The sequence below is a fragment of the Variovorax sp. 3319 genome, assembly GCF_031456585.1.
GTDB classification, from domain to species: Bacteria; Pseudomonadota; Gammaproteobacteria; order Burkholderiales; family Burkholderiaceae_C; genus Variovorax; species Variovorax paradoxus_P.
In genome coordinates, this window is the sequence record NZ_JAVDUZ010000001.1 from 488,180 (window position 1) to 507,346 (window position 19,167).

Annotated in this window: 18 protein-coding genes; 6 read left to right on the forward strand and 12 right to left on the reverse strand. The window is 64.2% G+C overall.

The annotated features are described in order from the left end of the window. Positions 1-18: 18 nt before the first annotated feature. The 11 genes from leuD to J2X67_RS02400 form a co-directional block, all read right to left on the reverse strand. Positions 19-669, reverse strand: coding sequence for a 3-isopropylmalate dehydratase small subunit (gene leuD, locus J2X67_RS02350; RefSeq protein WP_309950152.1), 651 nt, complete (start codon positions 667-669; stop codon positions 19-21). Positions 670-695: 26 nt separating this feature from the next. After that, on the reverse strand, positions 696-2,117 hold the full coding sequence (gene leuC / locus J2X67_RS02355; protein WP_309950154.1) for a 3-isopropylmalate dehydratase large subunit: 1,422 nt from the start codon (positions 2,115-2,117) through the stop codon (positions 696-698). Positions 2,118-2,161: 44 nt separating this feature from the next. Next, positions 2,162-3,115, reverse strand: a complete 954-nt coding sequence (locus tag J2X67_RS02360; RefSeq protein WP_309950156.1) for a LysR family transcriptional regulator — start codon at positions 3,113-3,115, stop codon at positions 2,162-2,164. A 274-nt stretch (positions 3,116-3,389) separates the two neighbouring features. After that, positions 3,390-3,530 (reverse strand): entericidin A/B family lipoprotein, encoded by a 141-nt coding sequence (locus J2X67_RS02365; protein WP_281149605.1) that lies wholly within the window; start codon positions 3,528-3,530, stop codon positions 3,390-3,392. 156 nt (positions 3,531-3,686) lie between these two features. Further along, positions 3,687-4,997, reverse strand: a complete 1,311-nt coding sequence (gltA, locus tag J2X67_RS02370) for a citrate synthase (protein WP_126745779.1) — start codon at positions 4,995-4,997, stop codon at positions 3,687-3,689. Positions 4,998-5,019: 22 nt separating this feature from the next. Further along, complete coding sequence (locus J2X67_RS02375; RefSeq protein WP_309950159.1) at positions 5,020-5,355, reverse strand: succinate dehydrogenase assembly factor 2; 336 nt, start codon at positions 5,353-5,355, stop codon at positions 5,020-5,022. A gap of 19 nt (positions 5,356-5,374) precedes the next feature. Beyond that, positions 5,375-6,076 carry a succinate dehydrogenase iron-sulfur subunit gene (locus J2X67_RS02380; RefSeq protein WP_055804283.1) on the reverse strand — a complete coding sequence of 234 codons (702 nt, stop codon included), beginning with the start codon at positions 6,074-6,076 and terminating at the stop codon, positions 5,375-5,377. Positions 6,077-6,103: 27 nt separating this feature from the next. Continuing rightward, the gene (sdhA, locus tag J2X67_RS02385) at positions 6,104-7,912 is read right to left on the reverse strand and encodes a succinate dehydrogenase flavoprotein subunit (protein ID WP_309950162.1); all 1,809 of its coding nucleotides are present in this window, start codon (positions 7,910-7,912) and stop codon (positions 6,104-6,106) included. Positions 7,913-7,919: 7 nt separating this feature from the next. Next, positions 7,920-8,285: a succinate dehydrogenase, hydrophobic membrane anchor protein gene (gene sdhD, locus J2X67_RS02390; protein WP_055804289.1), complete on the reverse strand. Its 366-nt coding sequence runs from the start codon at positions 8,283-8,285 to the stop codon at positions 7,920-7,922. A 13-nt stretch (positions 8,286-8,298) separates the two neighbouring features. Beyond that, positions 8,299-8,745, reverse strand: a complete 447-nt coding sequence (gene sdhC, locus J2X67_RS02395; RefSeq protein ID WP_309950164.1) for a succinate dehydrogenase, cytochrome b556 subunit — start codon at positions 8,743-8,745, stop codon at positions 8,299-8,301. 224 nt (positions 8,746-8,969) lie between these two features. After that, positions 8,970-9,725, reverse strand: coding sequence for a GntR family transcriptional regulator (locus J2X67_RS02400; RefSeq protein ID WP_309950166.1), 756 nt, complete (start codon positions 9,723-9,725; stop codon positions 8,970-8,972). 184 nt (positions 9,726-9,909) lie between these two features. Here J2X67_RS02400 and J2X67_RS02405 point away from each other — a divergent pair, with 184 nt between their 5' ends. The 6 genes from J2X67_RS02405 (at position 9,910) to J2X67_RS02430 (ending at position 18,412) form a co-directional block, all read left to right on the forward strand. Beyond that, complete coding sequence (locus tag J2X67_RS02405) at positions 9,910-10,896, forward strand: malate dehydrogenase (RefSeq protein ID WP_309950168.1); 987 nt, start codon at positions 9,910-9,912, stop codon at positions 10,894-10,896. Positions 10,897-10,916: 20 nt separating this feature from the next. Then, positions 10,917-11,693: a trans-aconitate 2-methyltransferase gene (gene tam, locus J2X67_RS02410; protein ID WP_309950171.1), complete on the forward strand. Its 777-nt coding sequence runs from the start codon at positions 10,917-10,919 to the stop codon at positions 11,691-11,693. Continuing rightward, positions 11,690-12,688, forward strand: coding sequence for an aldolase/citrate lyase family protein (locus J2X67_RS02415; RefSeq protein ID WP_309950173.1), 999 nt, complete (start codon positions 11,690-11,692; stop codon positions 12,686-12,688). The genes tam and J2X67_RS02415 overlap by 4 nt, the downstream gene beginning before the upstream one ends. A 32-nt stretch (positions 12,689-12,720) precedes the next feature. Then, on the forward strand, positions 12,721-13,272 hold the full coding sequence (locus tag J2X67_RS02420) for a hypothetical protein (RefSeq protein ID WP_309950175.1): 552 nt from the start codon (positions 12,721-12,723) through the stop codon (positions 13,270-13,272). Positions 13,273-13,351: 79 nt separating this feature from the next. Further along, the gene (locus J2X67_RS02425) at positions 13,352-15,985 is read left to right on the forward strand and encodes a bifunctional aconitate hydratase 2/2-methylisocitrate dehydratase (RefSeq protein WP_309950177.1); all 2,634 of its coding nucleotides are present in this window, start codon (positions 13,352-13,354) and stop codon (positions 15,983-15,985) included. Between the two features lie 165 nt (positions 15,986-16,150). After that, complete coding sequence (locus J2X67_RS02430) at positions 16,151-18,412, forward strand: acyl-CoA dehydrogenase (protein WP_309950179.1); 2,262 nt, start codon at positions 16,151-16,153, stop codon at positions 18,410-18,412. Here J2X67_RS02430 and J2X67_RS02435 read toward each other — a convergent pair. Further along, the gene (locus J2X67_RS02435; protein ID WP_309950181.1) at positions 18,318-19,163 is read right to left on the reverse strand and encodes a helix-turn-helix transcriptional regulator; all 846 of its coding nucleotides are present in this window, start codon (positions 19,161-19,163) and stop codon (positions 18,318-18,320) included. The two genes, J2X67_RS02430 and J2X67_RS02435, sit on opposite strands and share 95 nt — an antisense overlap. Between the last annotated feature and the right edge of the window lie 4 nt (positions 19,164-19,167).

The window sequence follows — 19,167 nt, forward strand, 5'->3', positions numbered from 1 at the left end:
ATTTGGAGATGCGAAGCTTCAGGCGATCATCGTGTGCGCGAGCCAAGGCTTCTGCGCCAGCCGCTCGGCTTCGAAGGCCTTGATCTTGTCCTTGTGGCGCAGCGTCAGGCCGATGTCGTCCAGTCCGTTGACGAGGCAATACTTGCGGAAGGCCTGCACGTCGAAAGCGAATTCGCCGCCATCGGGCTTCACGACCACCTGGCGCTCCAGGTCGATGGTCAGCGTGTACCCGGGGAAGGCAAATGTCTCGTCGAAGAGCTGCGCCACCTGCGCTTCGGGCAGCACGATCGGCAGCAGGCCGTTCTTGAAGCTGTTGTTGAAGAAGATGTCGGCATAGCTCGGCGCAATAATCGCGCGAAAGCCGTATTGGTCGAGCGCCCACGGCGCATGTTCGCGCGACGAACCGCAGCCGAAGTTCTTGCGCGCCAAAAGAATCGATGCGCCGGCGTAGCGGGGCTGGTTCAGCACGAAGTCCGGGTTCGGCTTGCGGCTGGCCGGGTCCTGGCCCGGAAAGCCGGCGTCCAGATAGCGCCACTCGTCGAACAGGTTCTGGCCAAAGCCGGTGCGCTTGATCGACTTGAGGAACTGCTTCGGAATGATCGCGTCGGTGTCGACGTTCTCGCGGTCCATCGGGGCGACAAGGCCCTTGTGCACGGTGAATTTCTGCATGTGAATCTCTCTTGTCTTTTTTTTGCTCAGGCGAAGGTGCGAACGTCGACAAAGTGGCCGTGCACCGCGGCAGCGGCGGCCATGGCAGGGCTCACCAAGTGGGTGCGGCCACCGGCACCCTGGCGGCCTTCGAAGTTGCGGTTGCTGGTCGATGCGCAGCGCTCGCCGGGCTCCAGGCGGTCGGCATTCATGGCCAGGCACATCGAGCATCCGGGCTCGCGCCACTCGAAGCCCGCAGCCTTGAAGATCACGTCGAGGCCTTCGCGCTCGGCCTGTTCCTTCACCACGCCAGAGCCCGGAACCACCATTGCGAGCTTCACGTTCTTCGCAACCTTCTGCCCGAGCTTCTTCACCACGGCAGCGGCTTCGCGCATGTCCTCGATGCGGCTGTTGGTGCAAGAGCCGATGAACACCTTGTCGATGAAGATGTCGTTCATCGCCTTGTTGGGCTCCAGGCCCATGTAGACCAGCGCGCGTTCGATGGCGCCGCGCTTGCTGGCGTCTTTTTCCTTGTCGGGATCGGGCACGCGGCCATTGATGTCGACCACCATTTCGGGCGACGTGCCCCAGGTCACCTGCGGCTGGATCTGCGTCGCGTCGAGTTCGACCACGGCGTCGAACTTCGCGTCGGGGTCGGACTGCAGCGTGCGCCAGTAGGCCACGGCCTGCTCCCACTCGACGCCCGCAGGAGCGAGCGGGCGGCCCTTGATGTAGTTGATGGTCTTTTCGTCGACCGCCACGAGTCCCGCGCGCGCGCCCGCCTCGATGGCCATGTTGCAGACCGTCATGCGGCCTTCCATGCTCAGGTCGCGAATGGCAGAGCCCGCGAATTCGATGGTGTAGCCCGTGCCACCCGCCGTACCGATCTTGCCGATGATCGCAAGCACGATGTCCTTGGCCGTGCAGCCGAACGGCAGCTTGCCTTCGACCTTCACCAGCATGTTCTTCGCCTTCTTGCCGAGCAGCGTTTGCGTGGCCATCACGTGCTCGACCTCGCTGGTACCAATGCCGTGCGCCAGCGCGCCGAATGCGCCGTGCGTGGAGGTGTGCGAGTCGCCGCAGACCACGGTCATGCCGGGCAGCGTGGCGCCCGATTCAGGCCCGATCACGTGCACGATGCCCTGGCGCTTGCTCAGGAACGGAAAGAACGCCGCGGCGCCGAACTCCGCGATGTTCTTGTCGAGCGTGGTGACCTGCTCCTTGCTTGTGGGGTCGGCGATGCCTTCGTAACCGCGCTCCCAGCCCGTGGTGGGCGTGTTGTGGTCGGCAGTGGCCACCACCGAGCTGATGCGCCACAGCTTGCGGCCGGCTTCGCGCAGCCCCTCGAAGGCCTGCGGGCTGGTGACTTCGTGCACCAGGTGGCGATCGATGTAGAGGATGGCGGTGCCGTCTTCCTCGGTATGGACGACGTGTTCGTCCCAGATCTTGTCGTAGAGCGTGCGTGCCATGTCGGTCTCTTGTCTTTCGTGGGGAGGTGAATTGTCTTGGGTTTCTATGCGGCGAGCGGCTCGGCGGCGTCGCGGGCGGCCGCCGGCGTATGCAGGTGATTGACCAGTGTGCGCGCGGCCACCGGCAGCGTGGAGAAGTCGCGCGCTACCAGGCGGATCTCGCGGTTCGACCAAGCGTCGTTGAGCGCCACGCTGCGAAGACGGCTGCCAATGCCCGCCTGCAGCAGATCGAATGCGCGCTGCGGCATTACGCCAACGCCCAGGCCGTTGTCGATCATGCGGCACATGGCGTCAAGGCCGGTCACATGGATGCGCAACTTGACGCTGCGGCCGGCTTCGACCGCCGCCTGGTGCATGGCGACGTAGATCGAGCTGTTTGTGTGCAGGCCCACGTGGTCGAAATCGAGCGAGGCTGCGAAATCGATGGGCTCTTGCGTGGCAAGCGGGTGCCCGGCGGGCACGATCAGCACGAGCCGGTCGTGGCGGTAGGGCAGCGTCTGCAATTCGTTCGTGCCGTCGGGAATATGGCAAATACCTAGGTCGGCGGCGCCTTCCTGCACCGCGCGCACCACTTCGTTGCTCAGGTGCTCTTCGAGATCGATCTTGATCGCGTCGTGCTCGCGCGTGAAGGCGCCGAGGTCTTCAGGAAGAAACTGCACGATGGCTGAGATGTTGGCGTGCACCCGCACATGGCCACGCACGCCCTCGGCGTATTCGCTGAGTTCGCCCTGCATCTTCTCGAGGCTGTAAAGCACCGAGCGCGCATGGTGCAGCAGGCTTTCGCCCGCGGGCGAAAGATCGACCCCGCGCGCATGGCGATAGAGAAGGGTGGTGCCCAGGGTGGCTTCAAGGTCGGACAGCCGCTTGCTGATGGCCGACGCCGCGATGAATTCGCGTTCCGCAGCCCGCCCGATACTCCCAAGCTCGCAAACGGCCACGAACAACTGCAGCGACGTGAGGTCGATGCGTCGGGCGAAATTGCGTTCTGAAGTGCTCATGGGGCGTTGGGCATCGCATCTGGCGATGAGTTCGCCATTTTCTCTGGGTTTTGTTCAACTTGCCATCGTCATCTGAGATGGGTTTGTTGCCCTGAGGCGAGGAGCTACGCCGGCCGAGCCCGAACGCCCATGGGCTTTTGCTGCGCCGCACACGGTAAAACGCCCCGCGCCTCGCCTTTGCAGGCGAAGGGACGGGGCGTGCGCCAGAGCGCGTACAGCGAGGTGAGCCGCCGAATGCGCCTGGGGAGGTCTCGGAAGACCCTGGAGCGGTGCCTTACTGGCGCTTCTTGGCGGCGTCTTCTACTTTTTCGCCGCCCTTTTGGATGTCCTGGCCGGCACCCCGGAAGGTGTTGCAGCCGGAGAGGGGTACGGCAAAAGCGAAGGCGACGGTAATCAGCGCGGCAATTTTCTTCATGACGGATCTCCTGAAGTCGTTGAAAAAGGCGGCCCGATCCCGGACCTCCGATGCACAACGTACCGACGCCCAATTGCAAATCCTGTCAGCCAAGACGCAAAAAAGCTGCCCGAAGGCAGCTTTCCGCAGTGAGCGAGAGTGCCGCCTTCAGCGAGCTCAGCGCTTGCCGATGGGTTGCACGTCGCGCTTGGGCGAGCCTTCGAACAGCTGGCGCGGGCGGCCGATCTTGTACTCCGGGTCGCCGATCATTTCGTTCAGTTGGGCAATCCAGCCAACCGTGCGGGCCAGCGCGAAGATTGCGGTGAACAGCGGCACCGGAATGCCAATGGCGCGCTGAACGATGCCCGAGTAGAAGTCGACGTTTGGATAGAGCTTGCGCGAGACGAAGTATTCGTCTTCGAGGGCAATCTTTTCCAGTTCCTTGGCCAGCTTGAAGAGCGGATCGTTTTCCAGGCCCAGCTCGGTCAGCACTTCGTTGCAGGTCTCCTGCATCAGCTTGGCGCGCGGGTCGTAGTTCTTGTACACGCGGTGGCCAAAGCCCATGAGCTTGACGTTCGAGTTCTTGTCCTTCACCTTCTTGATGAACTCGCCGATCTTCTCCACGCCGCCTTCCTTCTGGATGTCGTACAGCATGTTGAGCGCCGCTTCGTTGGCACCGCCGTGGGCAGGGCCCCAGAGACAGGCCACGCCGGCCGCGATGGCTGCGAAGGGATTGGTGCCCGACGAGCCGCACAGGCGCACGGTCGAGGTCGATGCGTTCTGCTCGTGGTCTGCGTGCAGGATGAAGATGCGGTCGAGCGCGCGCTCGAGCACCGGGTTCACCTTGTACTCTTCGCACGGCGTGGCAAACATCATGTGCAGGAAGTTGCCCGCGTAGCTCAGGTCGTTCTTCGGGTACATGTACGGCTGGCCGATCGTGTACTTGTAGGCCATGGCCACGAGCGTGGGCATCTTCGCGATCAGGCGGATCGCGGCGATCTCGCGGTGCTCGGGATTGTTGATGTCCGTGCTGTCGTGATAGAAGGCCGACAGGGCGCCCACCAGGCCGGTCATGATGGCCATCGGGTGCGCATCGCGGCGGAAGCCGCGCAGGAAGAACTGCATCTGCTCGTTGACCATCGTGTGGTTGGTCACGAGCTTGGTGAAGTTGGTCTTCTTGGCCTGGTCGGGCAGCTCTCCGTAGAGCAGCAGGTGGCAGGTTTCAAGGAAATCGCAGTTGGTTGCGAGCTGCTCGATGGGGTAGCCGCGGTACAGCAGTTCGCCCTTGTCGCCGTCGATGTACGTGATGGCCGACTGGCATGCGGCGGTCGACATGAAACCCGGGTCATAGGTGAACATGCCGGTCTGCGCATACAGCTTGCGGATGTCGATCACGTCCGGGCCCACGGTGCCCTTGTAGATCGGCAGTTCGACGCTGTCGCCGCCATTGCTGAACGACAGCGTGGCCTTGGTATCGGAAGCTTTCATTTCGGGTTCTTTCAGAGAGTATTCAGGAAGGCGAAGAGGAAACGGAGGCGGAAACGGAGGTCTCGGGACGCTGTGCACCGTCGGTGCGCATCAGCTGGAGCAACTCGACCACCTCGGCCCCGGCCCATCCGGGCTCGGGCTCCTTTCTTCTCAGCAGAAGATCGAGGAGGTCGTTGTCCGACAGGTCCATCAATGTCTCCATCGCTCCCGCCTGGCCGACGGTCATGTGCGACTCGTGCCGCTCGAAGAAGCGCGCGATGAACAGGTCGTTCTCGAGCAGACCGCGCCGGCAGCGCCATTTCAGCTTGCTCAGCGCACGTTCGCTGAGAGGCTGTGCGAGTTCGGCGGCGGTTTGCATTGTTTCTCTCGGAAAAGGATCAGATGGCGCGGCGCACCATCAGTTCCTTGATCTTGCCGATCGCCTTGGTCGGGTTCAGGTTCTTCGGGCACACGTCCACGCAGTTCATGATCGTGTGGCAGCGGAACAGGCGGTACGGGTCTTCGAGGTTGTCCAGGCGCTCGGCGGTGGCTTCGTCGCGGCTGTCGGCAATGAAGCGGTAGGCCTGCAGCAGGCCTGCCGGACCCACGAACTTGTCGGGGTTCCACCAGAAGCTCGGGCAGCTCGTGGAGCAGCTCGCGCACAGAATGCACTCGTACAGGCCGTTGAGCTCGTCGCGCTCTTCGGGCGACTGCAGGCGCTCCTTCTCGGGCGGCACGTTGTCGTTCTGCAGGTACGGCTTGATCGAGTTGTACTGCTTGAAGAACTGCGTCATGTCCACGATCAGGTCGCGGATCACGGGCAGGCCCGGCAGCGGCTTCAACACGATCGTGCCCTTGAGCGTGAGCATGTTGGTCAGGCAGGCGAGGCCGTTCTTGCCGTTGATGTTCATGGCGTCGGAGCCGCAAACGCCTTCGCGGCACGAGCGGCGGAACGACAGCGTGGGATCTTGCGCCTTGAGCTTCATCAGGGCGTCGAGCAGCATGCGCTCATGGCCGTCGAGTTCGATCTCGATGGTCTGCATGTAGGGCTTGGCGTCCTTGTCCGGGTCGTAGCGGTAGATCTGGAATGTGCGCTTCATCGTGAAACCTTGTGATGTTGTTCTTGTTTAGAACGTACGGACCTTGGGAGGAACGGAGTCGACCGTCAGCGGCTTGAGGTTGACCGGCTTGTAGGAGAGTCGGTTGTCCTGGCTGTACCAGAGCGTGTGCTTCATCCAGTTGGCATCGTCGCGGCCGAGCGGTGCAACCGGGTCGTCCGACGGACGCTCGTAGTCTTCCACCGTGTGGGCGCCGCGGCATTCCTTGCGGGCGGCAGCCGAAACCATCGTGGCTTGCGCCACTTCGATCAGGTTGTCGACTTCGAGCGCTTCGATGCGCGCGGTGTTGAACACCTTGGACTTGTCCTTCAGGCCGATGGCGTTGACGCGCTCGCGCACGGCCGCGATCTTGACCACGCCTTCGTCCATGGAAGCCTGTTTGCGGAACACTGCGGCGTGCTGCTGCATGACGGCGCGGATTTCGCCGGCCACGTCTTGAGCGTATTCACCGCCGGTAGCTGCCTCGAGGCGGTTCAGGCGCTCCAACGTGCGGTCGGCGGCATCCGCCGGCAGCGGCTTGTGCTCTTTTTGCTTGTCGTTGAACTGGACGATGTGGTTGCCGGCCGCACGGCCGAACACCAAGAGGTCGAGCAGCGAATTGGTGCCCAGGCGATTGGCCCCGTGCACGCTCACGCAGGAGCATTCGCCCACCGCGTAGAGACCGTTCACCACGGCGCTGTTCTGGTCGCCCTGCTGCACCACGACCTGGCCGTTGATGTTGGTCGGGATGCCGCCCATCTGATAGTGGATGGTCGGCACCACGGGAATCGGTTCCTTGGTGATGTCGACGTTGGCGAAATTCACGCCGATCTCGTACACCGAGGGCAGGCGCTTGTGGATGGTCTCGGCACCGAGGTGGTCGAGCTTCAGCAGCACGTAGTCCTTGTTGGGGCCGCAGCCACGGCCTTCCTTGATTTCCTGGTCCATCGAGCGCGAGACGAAGTCGCGCGGTGCCAGGTCTTTCAGCGTGGGCGCATAGCGCTCCATGAAGCGTTCGCCATTGCTGTTGAGCAGGATGGCGCCTTCACCGCGGCAGCCCTCGGTCAGCAGCACGCCGGCACCGGCCACGCCGGTGGGGTGGAACTGCCAGAACTCCATGTCCTGCAGCGGAATGCCCGAGCGAGCGGCCATGCCCAGGCCGTCGCCGGTGTTGATGAAGGCGTTGGTCGATGCCTGGAAGATGCGACCCGCGCCGCCGGTTGCCAGAAGCACCGTCTTGGCCTGCAGGATGTGCAGGTCGCCGGTTTCCATCTCAAGGGCCGTCACGCCAACCACGTCGCCTTCGGCGTCGCGGATCAGGTCGAGCGCCATCCACTCGACGAAGAACTGGGTGCGGGCTTCAACGTTCTTCTGGTAGAGCGTGTGCAGCATGGCGTGGCCGGTACGGTCGGCCGCGGCGCAGGCGCGCTGCACGGGCTTTTCGCCGTAGTTGGCCGTGTGGCCGCCGAACGGGCGCTGGTAGATCGTGCCGTCGGGATTGCGGTCGAACGGCATGCCGAAGTGCTCGAGCTCGTACACGACCTTGGGTGCTTCGCGGCACATGAACTCGATGGCGTCCTGGTCGCCGAGCCAGTCGGAGCCCTTGATCGTGTCGTAGAAGTGGTAGTGCCAGTTGTCCTCGCTCATGTTTCCGAGCGACGCGCCCACGCCGCCTTGGGCAGCGACCGTGTGCGAACGGGTGGGAAACACCTTGGAGAGCACCGCTACGTTCAGGCCGGCGCGGGCCAGCTGCAGCGAAGCGCGCATGCCGGAGCCGCCGGCACCGACGATCACGACGTCGAACTTGCGCTTGGTGATTTGTTCTTTTGTGTAGGTCATGGTGGGGTCAGATCTTCCAAAGCACTTGAATGGCCCAACCCGCACAACCGACAAGCCAGACGATGGTGAAAATTTGAAGGGCGAGGCGAATGCCGACGGGCTGGACGTAGTCCATCCACACGTCGCGCATGCCCACCCACACGTGGTAGAGCAGGGAAACAATCACGGAGAAGGTCAGCACCTTCATCCACTGCGCGGCGAAGATGCCGGCCCAGAGGTCGTAGCCGAGCGGGCCACGCGTGAAGATCAGTTGCGCGAGCAGGATGATCGTGAAGAGCGCCATCAGGCCGCCCGTGATGCGCTGGCTGAGCCAGTCGCGCAAACCGTAATGTGCGCCGACGACGATGCGCTTGGAGCCGTAATTCACAGACATGGTTGGCTCCTTCTCAGTACAGGCCGAACAGCTTGGCGCCGAGCGCCAGCGTGAGGATGATGCTTGCGCCCAGCGTGAAGAGCGCAGAGGTGTGGCCGAACTCCTTGGTCACGGCGGCGTGGCTCACGTCCATCCAGAGGTGGCGCAGGCCCGCGATGAAGTGATGCAGGTAGGCCCAGATCAGCGCAAGGGCAACCAGCTTGAAGAACCAGCCCGGAACGAAACCAAGGCCGCTGTTGAATGCGGCCTTGAACTTGACGAACGAATAGTCGGATGAAAGCGAGGTGTCGAACATCCAGATGATGAACGGCATCAGCAGGAACATGAGCACACCGCTCACGCGGTGCAGGATCGACACGATGCCTGCGGGCGGCAGCCGGTAGGTCGTGAGATCGGTAAAGGCATTGATGTTCCGGAATTCGCGGCGCGGCGGCCGGGGAGGGGTTGCAAGCTCTGTCATTGGGGGAGGCTTTCGTGGCTTGGTGGCTTGTTCTGATAGCGAACGCTTTTGTTTCTTCTGCGGAATGCAAACAACGCAAAATTCTATTGCAATGCACCATTGCGTGGCGGAGGTGCCCGCGTCGGCGCAGTACCGCAGTCGGATGCTATTGACTTCGGAGCGTGCTGCGCAAGGCGCGTTGGCGCAGCAATGCGGTTCAATCGTGGTTTCATCTTCGCGCAATCTCAGCCGAGCTGGTTCCGGTAGTGATGCGTGTCGGTGCGATACAGGCCGCGGCGCAATTCCATCGGCGTGTCGTGGTACGTGTGGGCCAGCCGCTCCACGCTGAGCAAGGGCATTTGCAGCGACACGTCGAGCAGTTCTGCCTGCTCTGCATCGGGCAGCACCGCGCGGATTTTTTCTTCGGCGCGCACCATGCGCACGCCAAATTCGGTTTCGAACATCGCGTACATCGGCCCGGGCCAGGCTCGCAGCCGCTCGGCAGTAAGGCCCTTGAACGGTGCGCCGGGGAGCCACAGGTCTTCGAGGATGGTCGGCACCCCGCCGTAGGCAAGCACGCGGCGCACCTGCAGCACCGCGTCGCCCGTGCGCAGGCCCAACGCGCGCGCCACGTCGGCTGAAGCACGCTGGCGGCGGCAATCGACGATGGTGCGCTCTGCGGGGCCTTCGGTGCTTGGCGTGCCGACATCCGGCACGAGCTTGAGAAAACGGTATTGCACGTGCTGCTCGGCGTGCGTGGCAACGAAGGTGCCCTTGCCCTGGCGCCGCACCACCAGGTTTTCGGCGGCCAGTTCGTCGATGGCCTTGCGCACGGTGCCCTGGCTCACGCGGTACCGCACGGCAAGGTCCATTTCGCTGGGAATCGGCTCGCCCGGCTTCCACTCGCCGGCCTGCAGGCTCTGCAGGATCAAGGTCTTGATCTGCTGGTAGAGCGGACTGAAGGAGGGCGTCGCAGAGTCTTCGAGGACGGTGGCATTCATGGCAGCGGTGGAGTGCGCCGTGGCGGAACCTCCGAGCATATCTTATATAAGACATAAGACGAGTCACATTGATTCGGCTTAAAATGCGGGCCGGCCTGCGCCGCGGGAAGGATTTCCGCCCTGCAGGACACCGGCGCCAAGCGCGCCCGCCGATACCGTTTTCATCATCTTCTGGAGTCTTCCCATGAGCAAAAAACCCGTCCGCGTTGCCGTCACCGGTGCCGCCGGCCAAATCGGTTACGCCCTGTTGTTCCGTATCGCGTCGGGCGAAATGCTCGGCAAAGACCAGCCGGTCATCCTGCAACTGCTCGAAATTCCCGACGAAAAGGCCCAGAAGGCGCTCAAGGGCGTGATGATGGAACTCGACGACTGCGCTTTCCCGCTGCTCGCCGGCATGGAAGCCCATGGCGACCCGATGACCGCATTCAAGGACGCCGACTACGCCCTCCTGGTCGGCTCGCGTCCGCGCGGCCCGGGCATGGAACGCGCCGAGCTGCTGGCTGTCAACGGCGCCATCTTCACGGCCCAGGGCAAGGCGCTCAACGCCGTTGCCAGCCGCAACGTGAAGGTGCTGGTGGTCGGCAACCCCGCCAACACCAACGCCTACATCGCCATGAAGAGCGCCCCCGACCTGCCGCGCAAGAACTTCACCGCCATGCTGCGCCTGGACCACAACCGCGCCGCCAGCCAGATCGCCGCCAAGACCGGCAAGCCCGTGGCCGACATCGAGAAGCTCGTCGTTTGGGGCAACCACTCGCCCACGATGTACGCCGACTACCGCTTTGCCACCATCAATGGCGAGAGCGTCGCCAAGATGATTAACGACCAGGAATGGAACGCCAACACCTTCCTGCCCACCGTGGGCAAGCGCGGCGCGGCCATCATCGAAGCGCGCGGTTTGTCGTCGGCTGCCTCGGCCGCCAACGCCGCCATCGACCACATGCGCGACTGGGCCCTGGGCACCAACGGCAAGTGGGTCACCATGGGCATTCCGTCGGACGGCCAGTACGGCATTCCGAAGGACACGATGTTCGGCTTCCCGGTTACCTGCGAAAACGGAGAGTACAAGCTGGTCGAAGGCCTGGAGATCGATGCATTCAGCCAGGAGCGCATCAACAAGACCCTGGAAGAGCTGCAGGGCGAGCAGGCGGGCGTCGCTCACCTCCTGTAATTGCAAATCGCAGCAACGGCATGCTCGACTGGAACCCCGCGCTCTATCGTCGCTACGAAGACGAGCGCACCCGACCCGCACAGGAGCTCCTGGCGCGGGTGCCGTTGTCCGAGGCGGCCCGTGTGGTCGACCTTGGCTGCGGGCCGGGCAATTCCACCGAGCTGCTGTTTCAACGGTTCCCGAGGGCGCGCGTCGTCGGGACCGACAACTCCGAAGCCATGCTGGGCAGCGCGCGCGAGCGCCTGCCGCAAGCGCAATTCGAGTTGAGCGACATTGCGACCTGGGCGCCGCAAGAAGCGCCCAACCTCATTTATGCCAACGCAGCATTGCAGTGGGTGCCGGATCACGAAAAATTGATCCCGCGCCTCTTTGCCGCGCTGGCCCCGGGTGGCGTGCTCGCCATCCAGATGCCCGACAACCGCCAGGAACCCACGCACCGCCTCATGCGCGCAGTGGCTTCCGAGGCGCCGTGGGCCGAGCCCATCGGCGACGCCGACCGCATGCGCACGCTGCTGCTGCCGCTCGGCGGCTACTACGACCTGCTGGCGCCCGCAGCGGCCAAGGTCGATGTGTGGCACACCATCTACCAGCACCCCATGGCCGACGCTGCAGCCATCGTCGAATGGGTGCGCGGCACGGGGCTGAAGCCTTTCGTCGACCGGCTGCCGGATGAGCTGCGCGCAAGCTATCTGGCCGAATACGAGCGCCGTGTCGACCAGGCCTATCCGGCGCATACCGACGGCAAGCGGTTGCTCGCCTTTCCGCGCATGTTCATCGTGGCGCAGAAGAAGGCATGACGAACACAGCCCATCCTGCTCAAGTGCTGCTCGGCGCACAGGCGGGTGCCGTGACGCTGCCGGTGTGCGACCACTACAGCGGCGTCGAAGCTCGCATGAAGAAGAGCCTCGCGCTCCAGGCCGAAATGGCTGAAGAGTTCGGCGCCTGCGTGTTCGACGTCACTCTCGACTGCGAAGACGGCGCTCCTGTCGGCGGCGAGGCCGACCATGCCGTGCTCGTCACTGAACTGGCGCTCGCTGCAAAGCCGGGCATGCGCGTCGGCGTGCGCGTTCATCCTGTAGATCACCCGGCGTTCGCCGGCGACGTAATCACCATTGCCGGGCGCGCCGGCCACCGCCTCAGCCACCTGATGGTGCCCAAGGTCGAGTCTGTGGCCGACGTGGTGCAGGCCGTGGCGGCGCTCGAAGCGGCCGATGCCGATGCATTGCCGTTGCATGTGCTCATCGAGTCGCCGCTGGCCGTTCATAACGCGTTTGAAATTGCGGCGCATCCGCGCGTGCAATCGCTGAGTTTCGGCCTGATGGACTTCGTTTCCGCTCATGCCGGTGCCATTCCTGCCGACGGCATGGGGGCAGCAGGCCAATTCACGCATCCGCTGGTTGTGCGTGCCAAGCTGGCCATTGCATCCGCTGCGCATGCCTACGGCAAGGTGCCTTCGCACTGCGTCGTCACAGAGTTCAACAACACCGACGCCATGCGCACGGCGGCCCGCAAGGCGGCCTCTGAATTCGGCTACACGCGCATGTGGAGCATTCATCCGAATCAGATCCGCCCCATCCTTGAGGCATTTGCGCCGGACGAGGCCCAGATTCAAATTGCCACAAAAATCATTACAAATGCCGCACTCGCGAATTGGGCGCCGACACAAATTGATGGCACATTGCACGACCGCGCGAGCTATCGCCATTTTTGGCAAGTGCTGACGCGTGCCCACGCAACAGGGCGCGCGTTGCCTCCAGAGGCAAAAGCCTGGTTTGCACTCGCGGCCTCCTGAAACCTATGAATCCAGCCTCAAGGAAACATCCCATGAAGAAAATCGCTCTGATCGCAGCCCTGGCCCTGGCGCTCCCGTTTGCCGCCACGGCGCAAACCCCCGCTGCAAAGCCGGCCGCCAAGGCTGAAGCCAAGAAGGCTCCTCCCAAGAAGCAGGTCACCCGCAAGGCCGCCAAGGCCGTCGAAGAAGTGACGCCCATTGCCGATGAAACCAACATCGTGCTGACCGACGCCGACCTCGAGGTTGCCAAGCGCGTTTCTCTTGGCAAGGCCCAATGCGAACTCGGCGCCGACGTGACCGTGGCCGCCGACGAGAAGAAGCCCGGCTTCTTCAACGTGTCGACCAAGGGCCTGAAGTACCGCATGCACCCGGTCGAAAGCCGCACCGGCGCCATCCGCCTCGAAGACCCCCGCGCCGGCGCCATGTGGCTGCAGCTCGGCAACAAGTCGATGCTGATGAACCAGAAGGCGGGCCTGCGCATTGCCGACGAATGCCAGACGGCCGAGCAGGTCGCGTTTGCCGAAGAAATGAAGAAGAACCCGCCCAAGAGCCTGTTCGAAGGCGCCGACGCGGCCAAGAAGTAATCGTACCAAACACGGGGTGCGGCGCGGCTCTTGCTTGCCGCACTGCACGCCCGCCAGCCCAGTTTCCGGAGAAAAGAAGATGTTGCAAGCCTACGTTGACCATGTTGCCGAACGCGCCGCGCTCGGCATTCCGCCGCTGCCATTGAGCGCAAAGCAAACCGCCGAAGCCATCGAGCTCCTCAAGAGCGCGAACGCCAAGGACGGTGCCTTCCTGCTCGATCTGCTCACCTATCGCGTGCCCGCCGGCGTCGACGACGCGGCCAAGGTCAAGGCGAGCTACCTGGCGGCCGTGGCCCACGGTACCGAGAAGAACGCGTTCATCACGCGCGCCCGCGCTACCGAATTGCTCGGCACCATGCTCGGCGGCTACAACATCAGCCCGATGATCGACCTGCTCGACGACGCCGAAGTTGGCGCCGTGGCGGCCGAGGGCCTGAAGAAAACCCTGTTGATGTTCGACCAGTTCCACGACGTCAAGGAAAAAGCCGACAAGGGCAACACCCACGCCAAGGGCGTGCTGCAAAGCTGGGCCGATGCCGAATGGTTCACCAGCCGTCCCGAAGTGCCGCAAAGCCTGACCGTCACGGTCTTCAAGGTTCCCGGCGAAACCAACACCGATGACCTGTCGCCCGCGCCCGATGCCACCACGCGCCCCGACATCCCCATGCACGCGCTGGCCATGCTCAAGAACAAGCGTGAAGGCACGGCGTTCGAGCCTGAAGAAGACGGCAAGCGCGGTCCGGTCAAGTTCATCGAATCGCTGAAGCAGAAGGGCCACCAGGTTGCCTACGTGGGCGACGTGGTCGGCACGGGCTCCAGCCGCAAGTCGGCCACCAACTCGGTGCTCTGGTTCACGGGCGACGACATTCCGTTCATTCCCAACAAGCGTTTCGGCGGCGTGTGCCTGGGCACCAAGATCGCTCCGATCTTCTACAACACCATGGAAGACGCGGGCGCGTTGCCCATCGAACTCGACGTGAGCCAGATGGACACGGGCGACGTGGTCGAACTGCGCCCCTACGAAGGCAAGGCACTGAAGGACGGCAAGGTCATTGCCGAGTTCAAGGTCAAGAGCGACGTGCTGTTCGACGAAGTGCGCGCCGGCGGCCGCATTCCGCTGATCATCGGCCGCGGCCTCACGGCCAAGGCGCGCGAAGCACTGGGCCTGCCGGCTTCCACGCTGTTCCGCCTGCCGCAAAGCCCGGTCGACACCAAGAAGGGCTTCTCGCTTGCACAGAAGATGGTCGGCCGCGCCTGCGGCCTGCCTGAAGGCCAGGGCGTGCGCCCGGGCACCTACTGCGAACCCAAGATGACCTCGGTCGGCTCGCAGGACACCACCGGCCCGATGACGCGTGACGAGCTGAAAGACCTGGCCTGCCTGGGCTTCTCGGCGGACCTCGTCATGCAATCGTTCTGCCACACCGCGGCCTACCCCAAGAAGGTGGACGTGAAGATGCACCACGAACTGCCCGACTTCATCAGCACGCGCGGCGGTGTGTCGCTGCGTCCGGGCGACGGCGTGATCCACAGCTGGCTCAACCGCCTGCTCACCCCCGACACCGTGGGCACGGGTGGCGACAGCCACACCCGCTTCCCCATTGGCATCAGCTTTCCGGCCGGCTCCGGCCTCGTGGCCTTCGCGGCCGCCACCGGCGTGATGCCGCTGGACATGCCCGAGTCGGTGCTCGTGCGCTTCAAGGGCAAGATGCAGCCCGGCGTCACACTGCGCGACTTGGTCAACGCCATTCCGCTGTACGCGATCAAGAGCGGCCTGCTCACGGTCGAGAAGAAGGGCAAGAAGAACATCTTCTCGGGCCGCATTCTCGAGATCGAAGGCCTGCCTGACCTGAAGGTGGAGCAAGCCTTCGAGCTGAGCGACGCCTCGGCCGAACGCTCGGCCGCCGGCTGCACGGTGCACCTGAACAAGGAACCGATCATCGAATACATCAACAGCAACATCACGCTGATGAAGTGGATGATTGCCGAGGGCTACGCCGACGCCCGTACGCTGGCACGCCGCATTGCCGCGCAGGAAGCCTGGCTCAAGGACCCGCAGCTGCTCAAGGGCGACGACGACGCCGATTACGCGGCCGTCATCGAGATCGACCTGGCCGATATCCATGAGCCGATCGTGGCTTGCCCGAACGACCCCGACGACGTCAGGACGCTGTCGGACGTGGCCGGTGCGCAGATCGACGAAGTGTTCATCGGCTCGTGCATGACCAATATCGGCCACTTCCGCGCTGCGTCGAAGCTGCTCGAAGGCAAGCGCGACATTCCGGTCAAGCTGTGGATTGCACCGCCCACCAAGATGGACGCACACCAGCTCACCGAAGAAGGCCACTACGGCGTCTTCGGCAATGCCGGTGCGCGCACTGAAATGCCGGGCTGCTCGCTGTGCATGGGCAACCAGGCGCAGGTGCGCGAAGGCGCCACGGTCATGTCGACCAGCACGCGCAACTTCCCGAACCGCCTCGGCAAGAACACCAACGTGTACCTCGGCTCGGCCGAACTGGCCGCCATTTGCTCGCGCCTTGGCCGCATTCCGACGCGCGAGGAGTACATGGCAGCAACGGGCGTGCTCGACGCATCGAGCGCCCAGATCTACCAGTACCTCAACTTCGACAAGCTCGACGAGTACAAGTCGGAAGCGGCTGCTGTCGTTGCGCCTGCCGTAGTTGCCGCCTTATCGGCGCACAGCCTGCGCTCTTGAAAAAGCCCCGCTTCGGCGGGGCTTTTTTTATGTCTGTTGCCGGCGTCGGCCGCGCTCATTTCCGACAGCCAAGGGCGCCTTCGACCGGCCGGAATGGCCGGCACGCTGGCTCAACAATGGAGTTCTATCCGCGGCTAGCCGCGAGCGAAAGAAGGAGTCCGCGCCATGTCCCTGGCCTCCCTGATCGGCCGATGGGCCATGCAGCCGTTTACCAAGGCACTGCCGCCGCTTGGCGACACGGAGCGTGCGGCGCTCGAGGCCGGCACGGTCGGCTTCGAGGGGCAGCTATTTGCGGGGCGGCCGGATTTCGACCGGCTCTCGGCCATGGGACCCAACCGGCTCACCGAGCGCGAGCAGGCCTTTCTCGACCGCGAAGTTCGCGAGCTTTGCCGCATGCTCGACGACCATGCCATCGACCAAGCGCGCGACCTGCCGCCCGAGGTGTGGCGTTACCTGCGGGAGAAGCGCTTCTTTGGAATGATCATTCCCGAGGAGTTCGGCGGGCTGGGGTTTGGCCACTACGCACATGCCACGGTGGTCACGCGCATTGCTACCGTCAATATTGCCGCTGCGGTTACGGTCATGGTGCCAAATTCACTGGGCCCGGCCGAACTGCTGCTGCGCTACGGGACCGACGCGCAAAAGGCGCACTATCTGCCGCGCCTGGCCGATGGCCGTGACCTGCCGTGCTTCGGACTGACATCGCCCTATGCGGGCTCGGACGCCGCATCCATTCCGGACCGCGGCGTGGTGGTCGAACGCGAATTCGGCGGCAAGCGCACCCGCGGGTTCCTGGTCGACTTCGACAAGCGCTACATCACGCTCGCGCCGGTGGCCACCGTTGTAGGCCTGGCATTCCACGCGGTGGACGAAAGCAGGCCCGAGGGCGAGCGTGAGCTCGGCATTACCTGCGCGCTCATTCCGGTGCCGCATGAAGGCATGGAAATCGGCCGGCGGCATCGCCCGATGGACAGCGCCTTCATGAACGGGCCGATTCGCGGCCGCCAGGTGTTCGTGCCAATGGATTGGGTGATCGGTGGAGAAGAGCGAGTGGGGCAGGGGTGGCGCATGCTGATGGAGTGCCTGGCCGCGGGCCGCGCCATTTCGCTGCCGGCACTGGGCTCGGCCATGCAGCAGACCGCGCTCTACGTGAGCAACGGCTACGGGCAAATCCGCGAGCAGTTCGGCCTGCCGGTCGGAAAGTTTCACGCAATTGCGGGACTGGTTGCGCAGATGTCGGCTGAACTCTACGCAAGCGATGCAGCGCGGCGCTTCACCGCGGCTGCGCTCGACAAGGGCGAGCGGCCCAGCGTGGCGAGCGCGATTCTCAAGGTACAGCTCACCGAGGCCGGGCGGCGCGCCGTCAATCGCGGCATGGACATCCTGGGTGGCAAAGGCATCATTGCGGGGCCATCGAATCTGCTGGGCGTGGCATACCGGCAGGCTCCGATCGCCATTACGGTGGAGGGCGCCAACATCCTGACGCGTGCACTCATCGTGTTCGGCCAAGGCGCGGTGCGTTGCCATCCGCATGTGCTGGGCGAAATGGCTGCGGTTCAGGCGCGCGACGAAGCAGCACTCGGCAAGGCGCTCATCGCCCATGGCAAGCATGTGGCAACCAACCTGTGGCACAGCCTTTTCGGTGCACCGGTGCTGGGCCAGCCACCCGAAGCACTGGCCCACGAGGCGCGGCTGATTGCACGCATGAGCGCCAAGTACGCGCTCACCGCCGACCTTGCCATGGGCATGCTCGGCGGCAAGCTCAAGCGCATGGAGCTGCTCTCGGCGCGCCTCGGCGACGTGCTCGCGCACCTGTATCTTGCAAGCGCCTGCATATGGCGCTACCGGGCCGATGCGGCCCCCGAGTTGCTGCCTTTCGCGCAGGCCGCTATACGGATGCAGATCGACCAGGCAGGCAAGATCTTGCGCGACCTTTACGCCAACCTGCCCACCGCCGGCCGACGCGTGATCGGCTCGATAGTTCTGCGCCGCACCGCTCACCTGGCGCCCCTGCGCGACGTGCAATTGTTGGCGCTTGCCGAGCTGCTGCGAACAGACCCGCGCATCGTCGAGCGCCTGGCGCCAGACCTCAGCGAACCTGCCGCCGGCGGCCTGCGCGACCTGATGCACGCAATGGAATTGAGCGCTCAGTTGGGCGACGCAAGCACCGCGCTCAACAAGGTTTTGCGCCGCACCAATTCTTTCGAAGAAGCCGCGCGCTCCGCGCCCGATCCGGCGCTTGCGCTGGCTTACCTGAAAGCTGCCGACAAGGTGATCCAGGTCGACGATTTCGAAGGGCCGGCCCAAGCGGCGCAGAAAGCCCGGCCGGACTTCAACCGGCTGGCTGCACCGCCAGCGCAGCCAGAGCCGCAGCCGTCTGCGCATCGGCAGGAAAGAACGACTCCACCGCCAGTTCCTGCAGGGTGACGTCCACCGGCGTGCCGAAGATGGTGGTGGTGCTGATAAAGCTCAGCACGCCGCTGGGAGTGACCAGCTGAAAGGGCACCACGACACCTGACAGCTCGGCATTCGCGGCGGGCGCGTCGTGGCTCACGCTCGGCGTTGGGTAAGCCTCGAGTTCGTCGTGCAGGGCCTGCAGCACGGCATCGCCTGTCGCGGCAATCTGCTGCTGCAGCCGTTCGAGCAGATGGGCGCGCCACTGGGCGAGGTTGGCAATGCGCGAGGCCAGCCCATCGGGGTGCAGGCTCAGGCGCAGCACGTTGATCGGCGCCTGCACCAGTTCCGGCGCCGCACCGGCCATGAGCATCGGCACCAGCGCGTTGTGCGCCACAAGATTCCAGTGGCGGTCGACTGCCAGCGCGGGAAACGGCTCGTGACCCTTCAGCACCAGGTCGACCGCGCGCCGCGCAGAAGCCAGCGCGGGGTCGTCGAGCGAGCGCTGCCGGTACATCGGCGCAAAGCCCGCGGCCACCAGCAGTGCGTTTCGCTCGCGCAGAGGCACTTCGAGCCGCTCGGCAAGGCGCAGCACCATTTCGCGGCTGGGCGCGGCACGGCCGGTTTCCACATAGCTCAGGTGGCGGGTCGAAACCTCGGCCTCCTGCGCAAGATCGAGTTGGCTCAGCCGGCGATGCGTGCGCCAATGCCGCAGATGGGCGCCGAACGGGTCGCGCGCGCCGGGTTGGCCAGGCTTGGACGAGTGGGAGCGGGGAGTGTTCATGGCC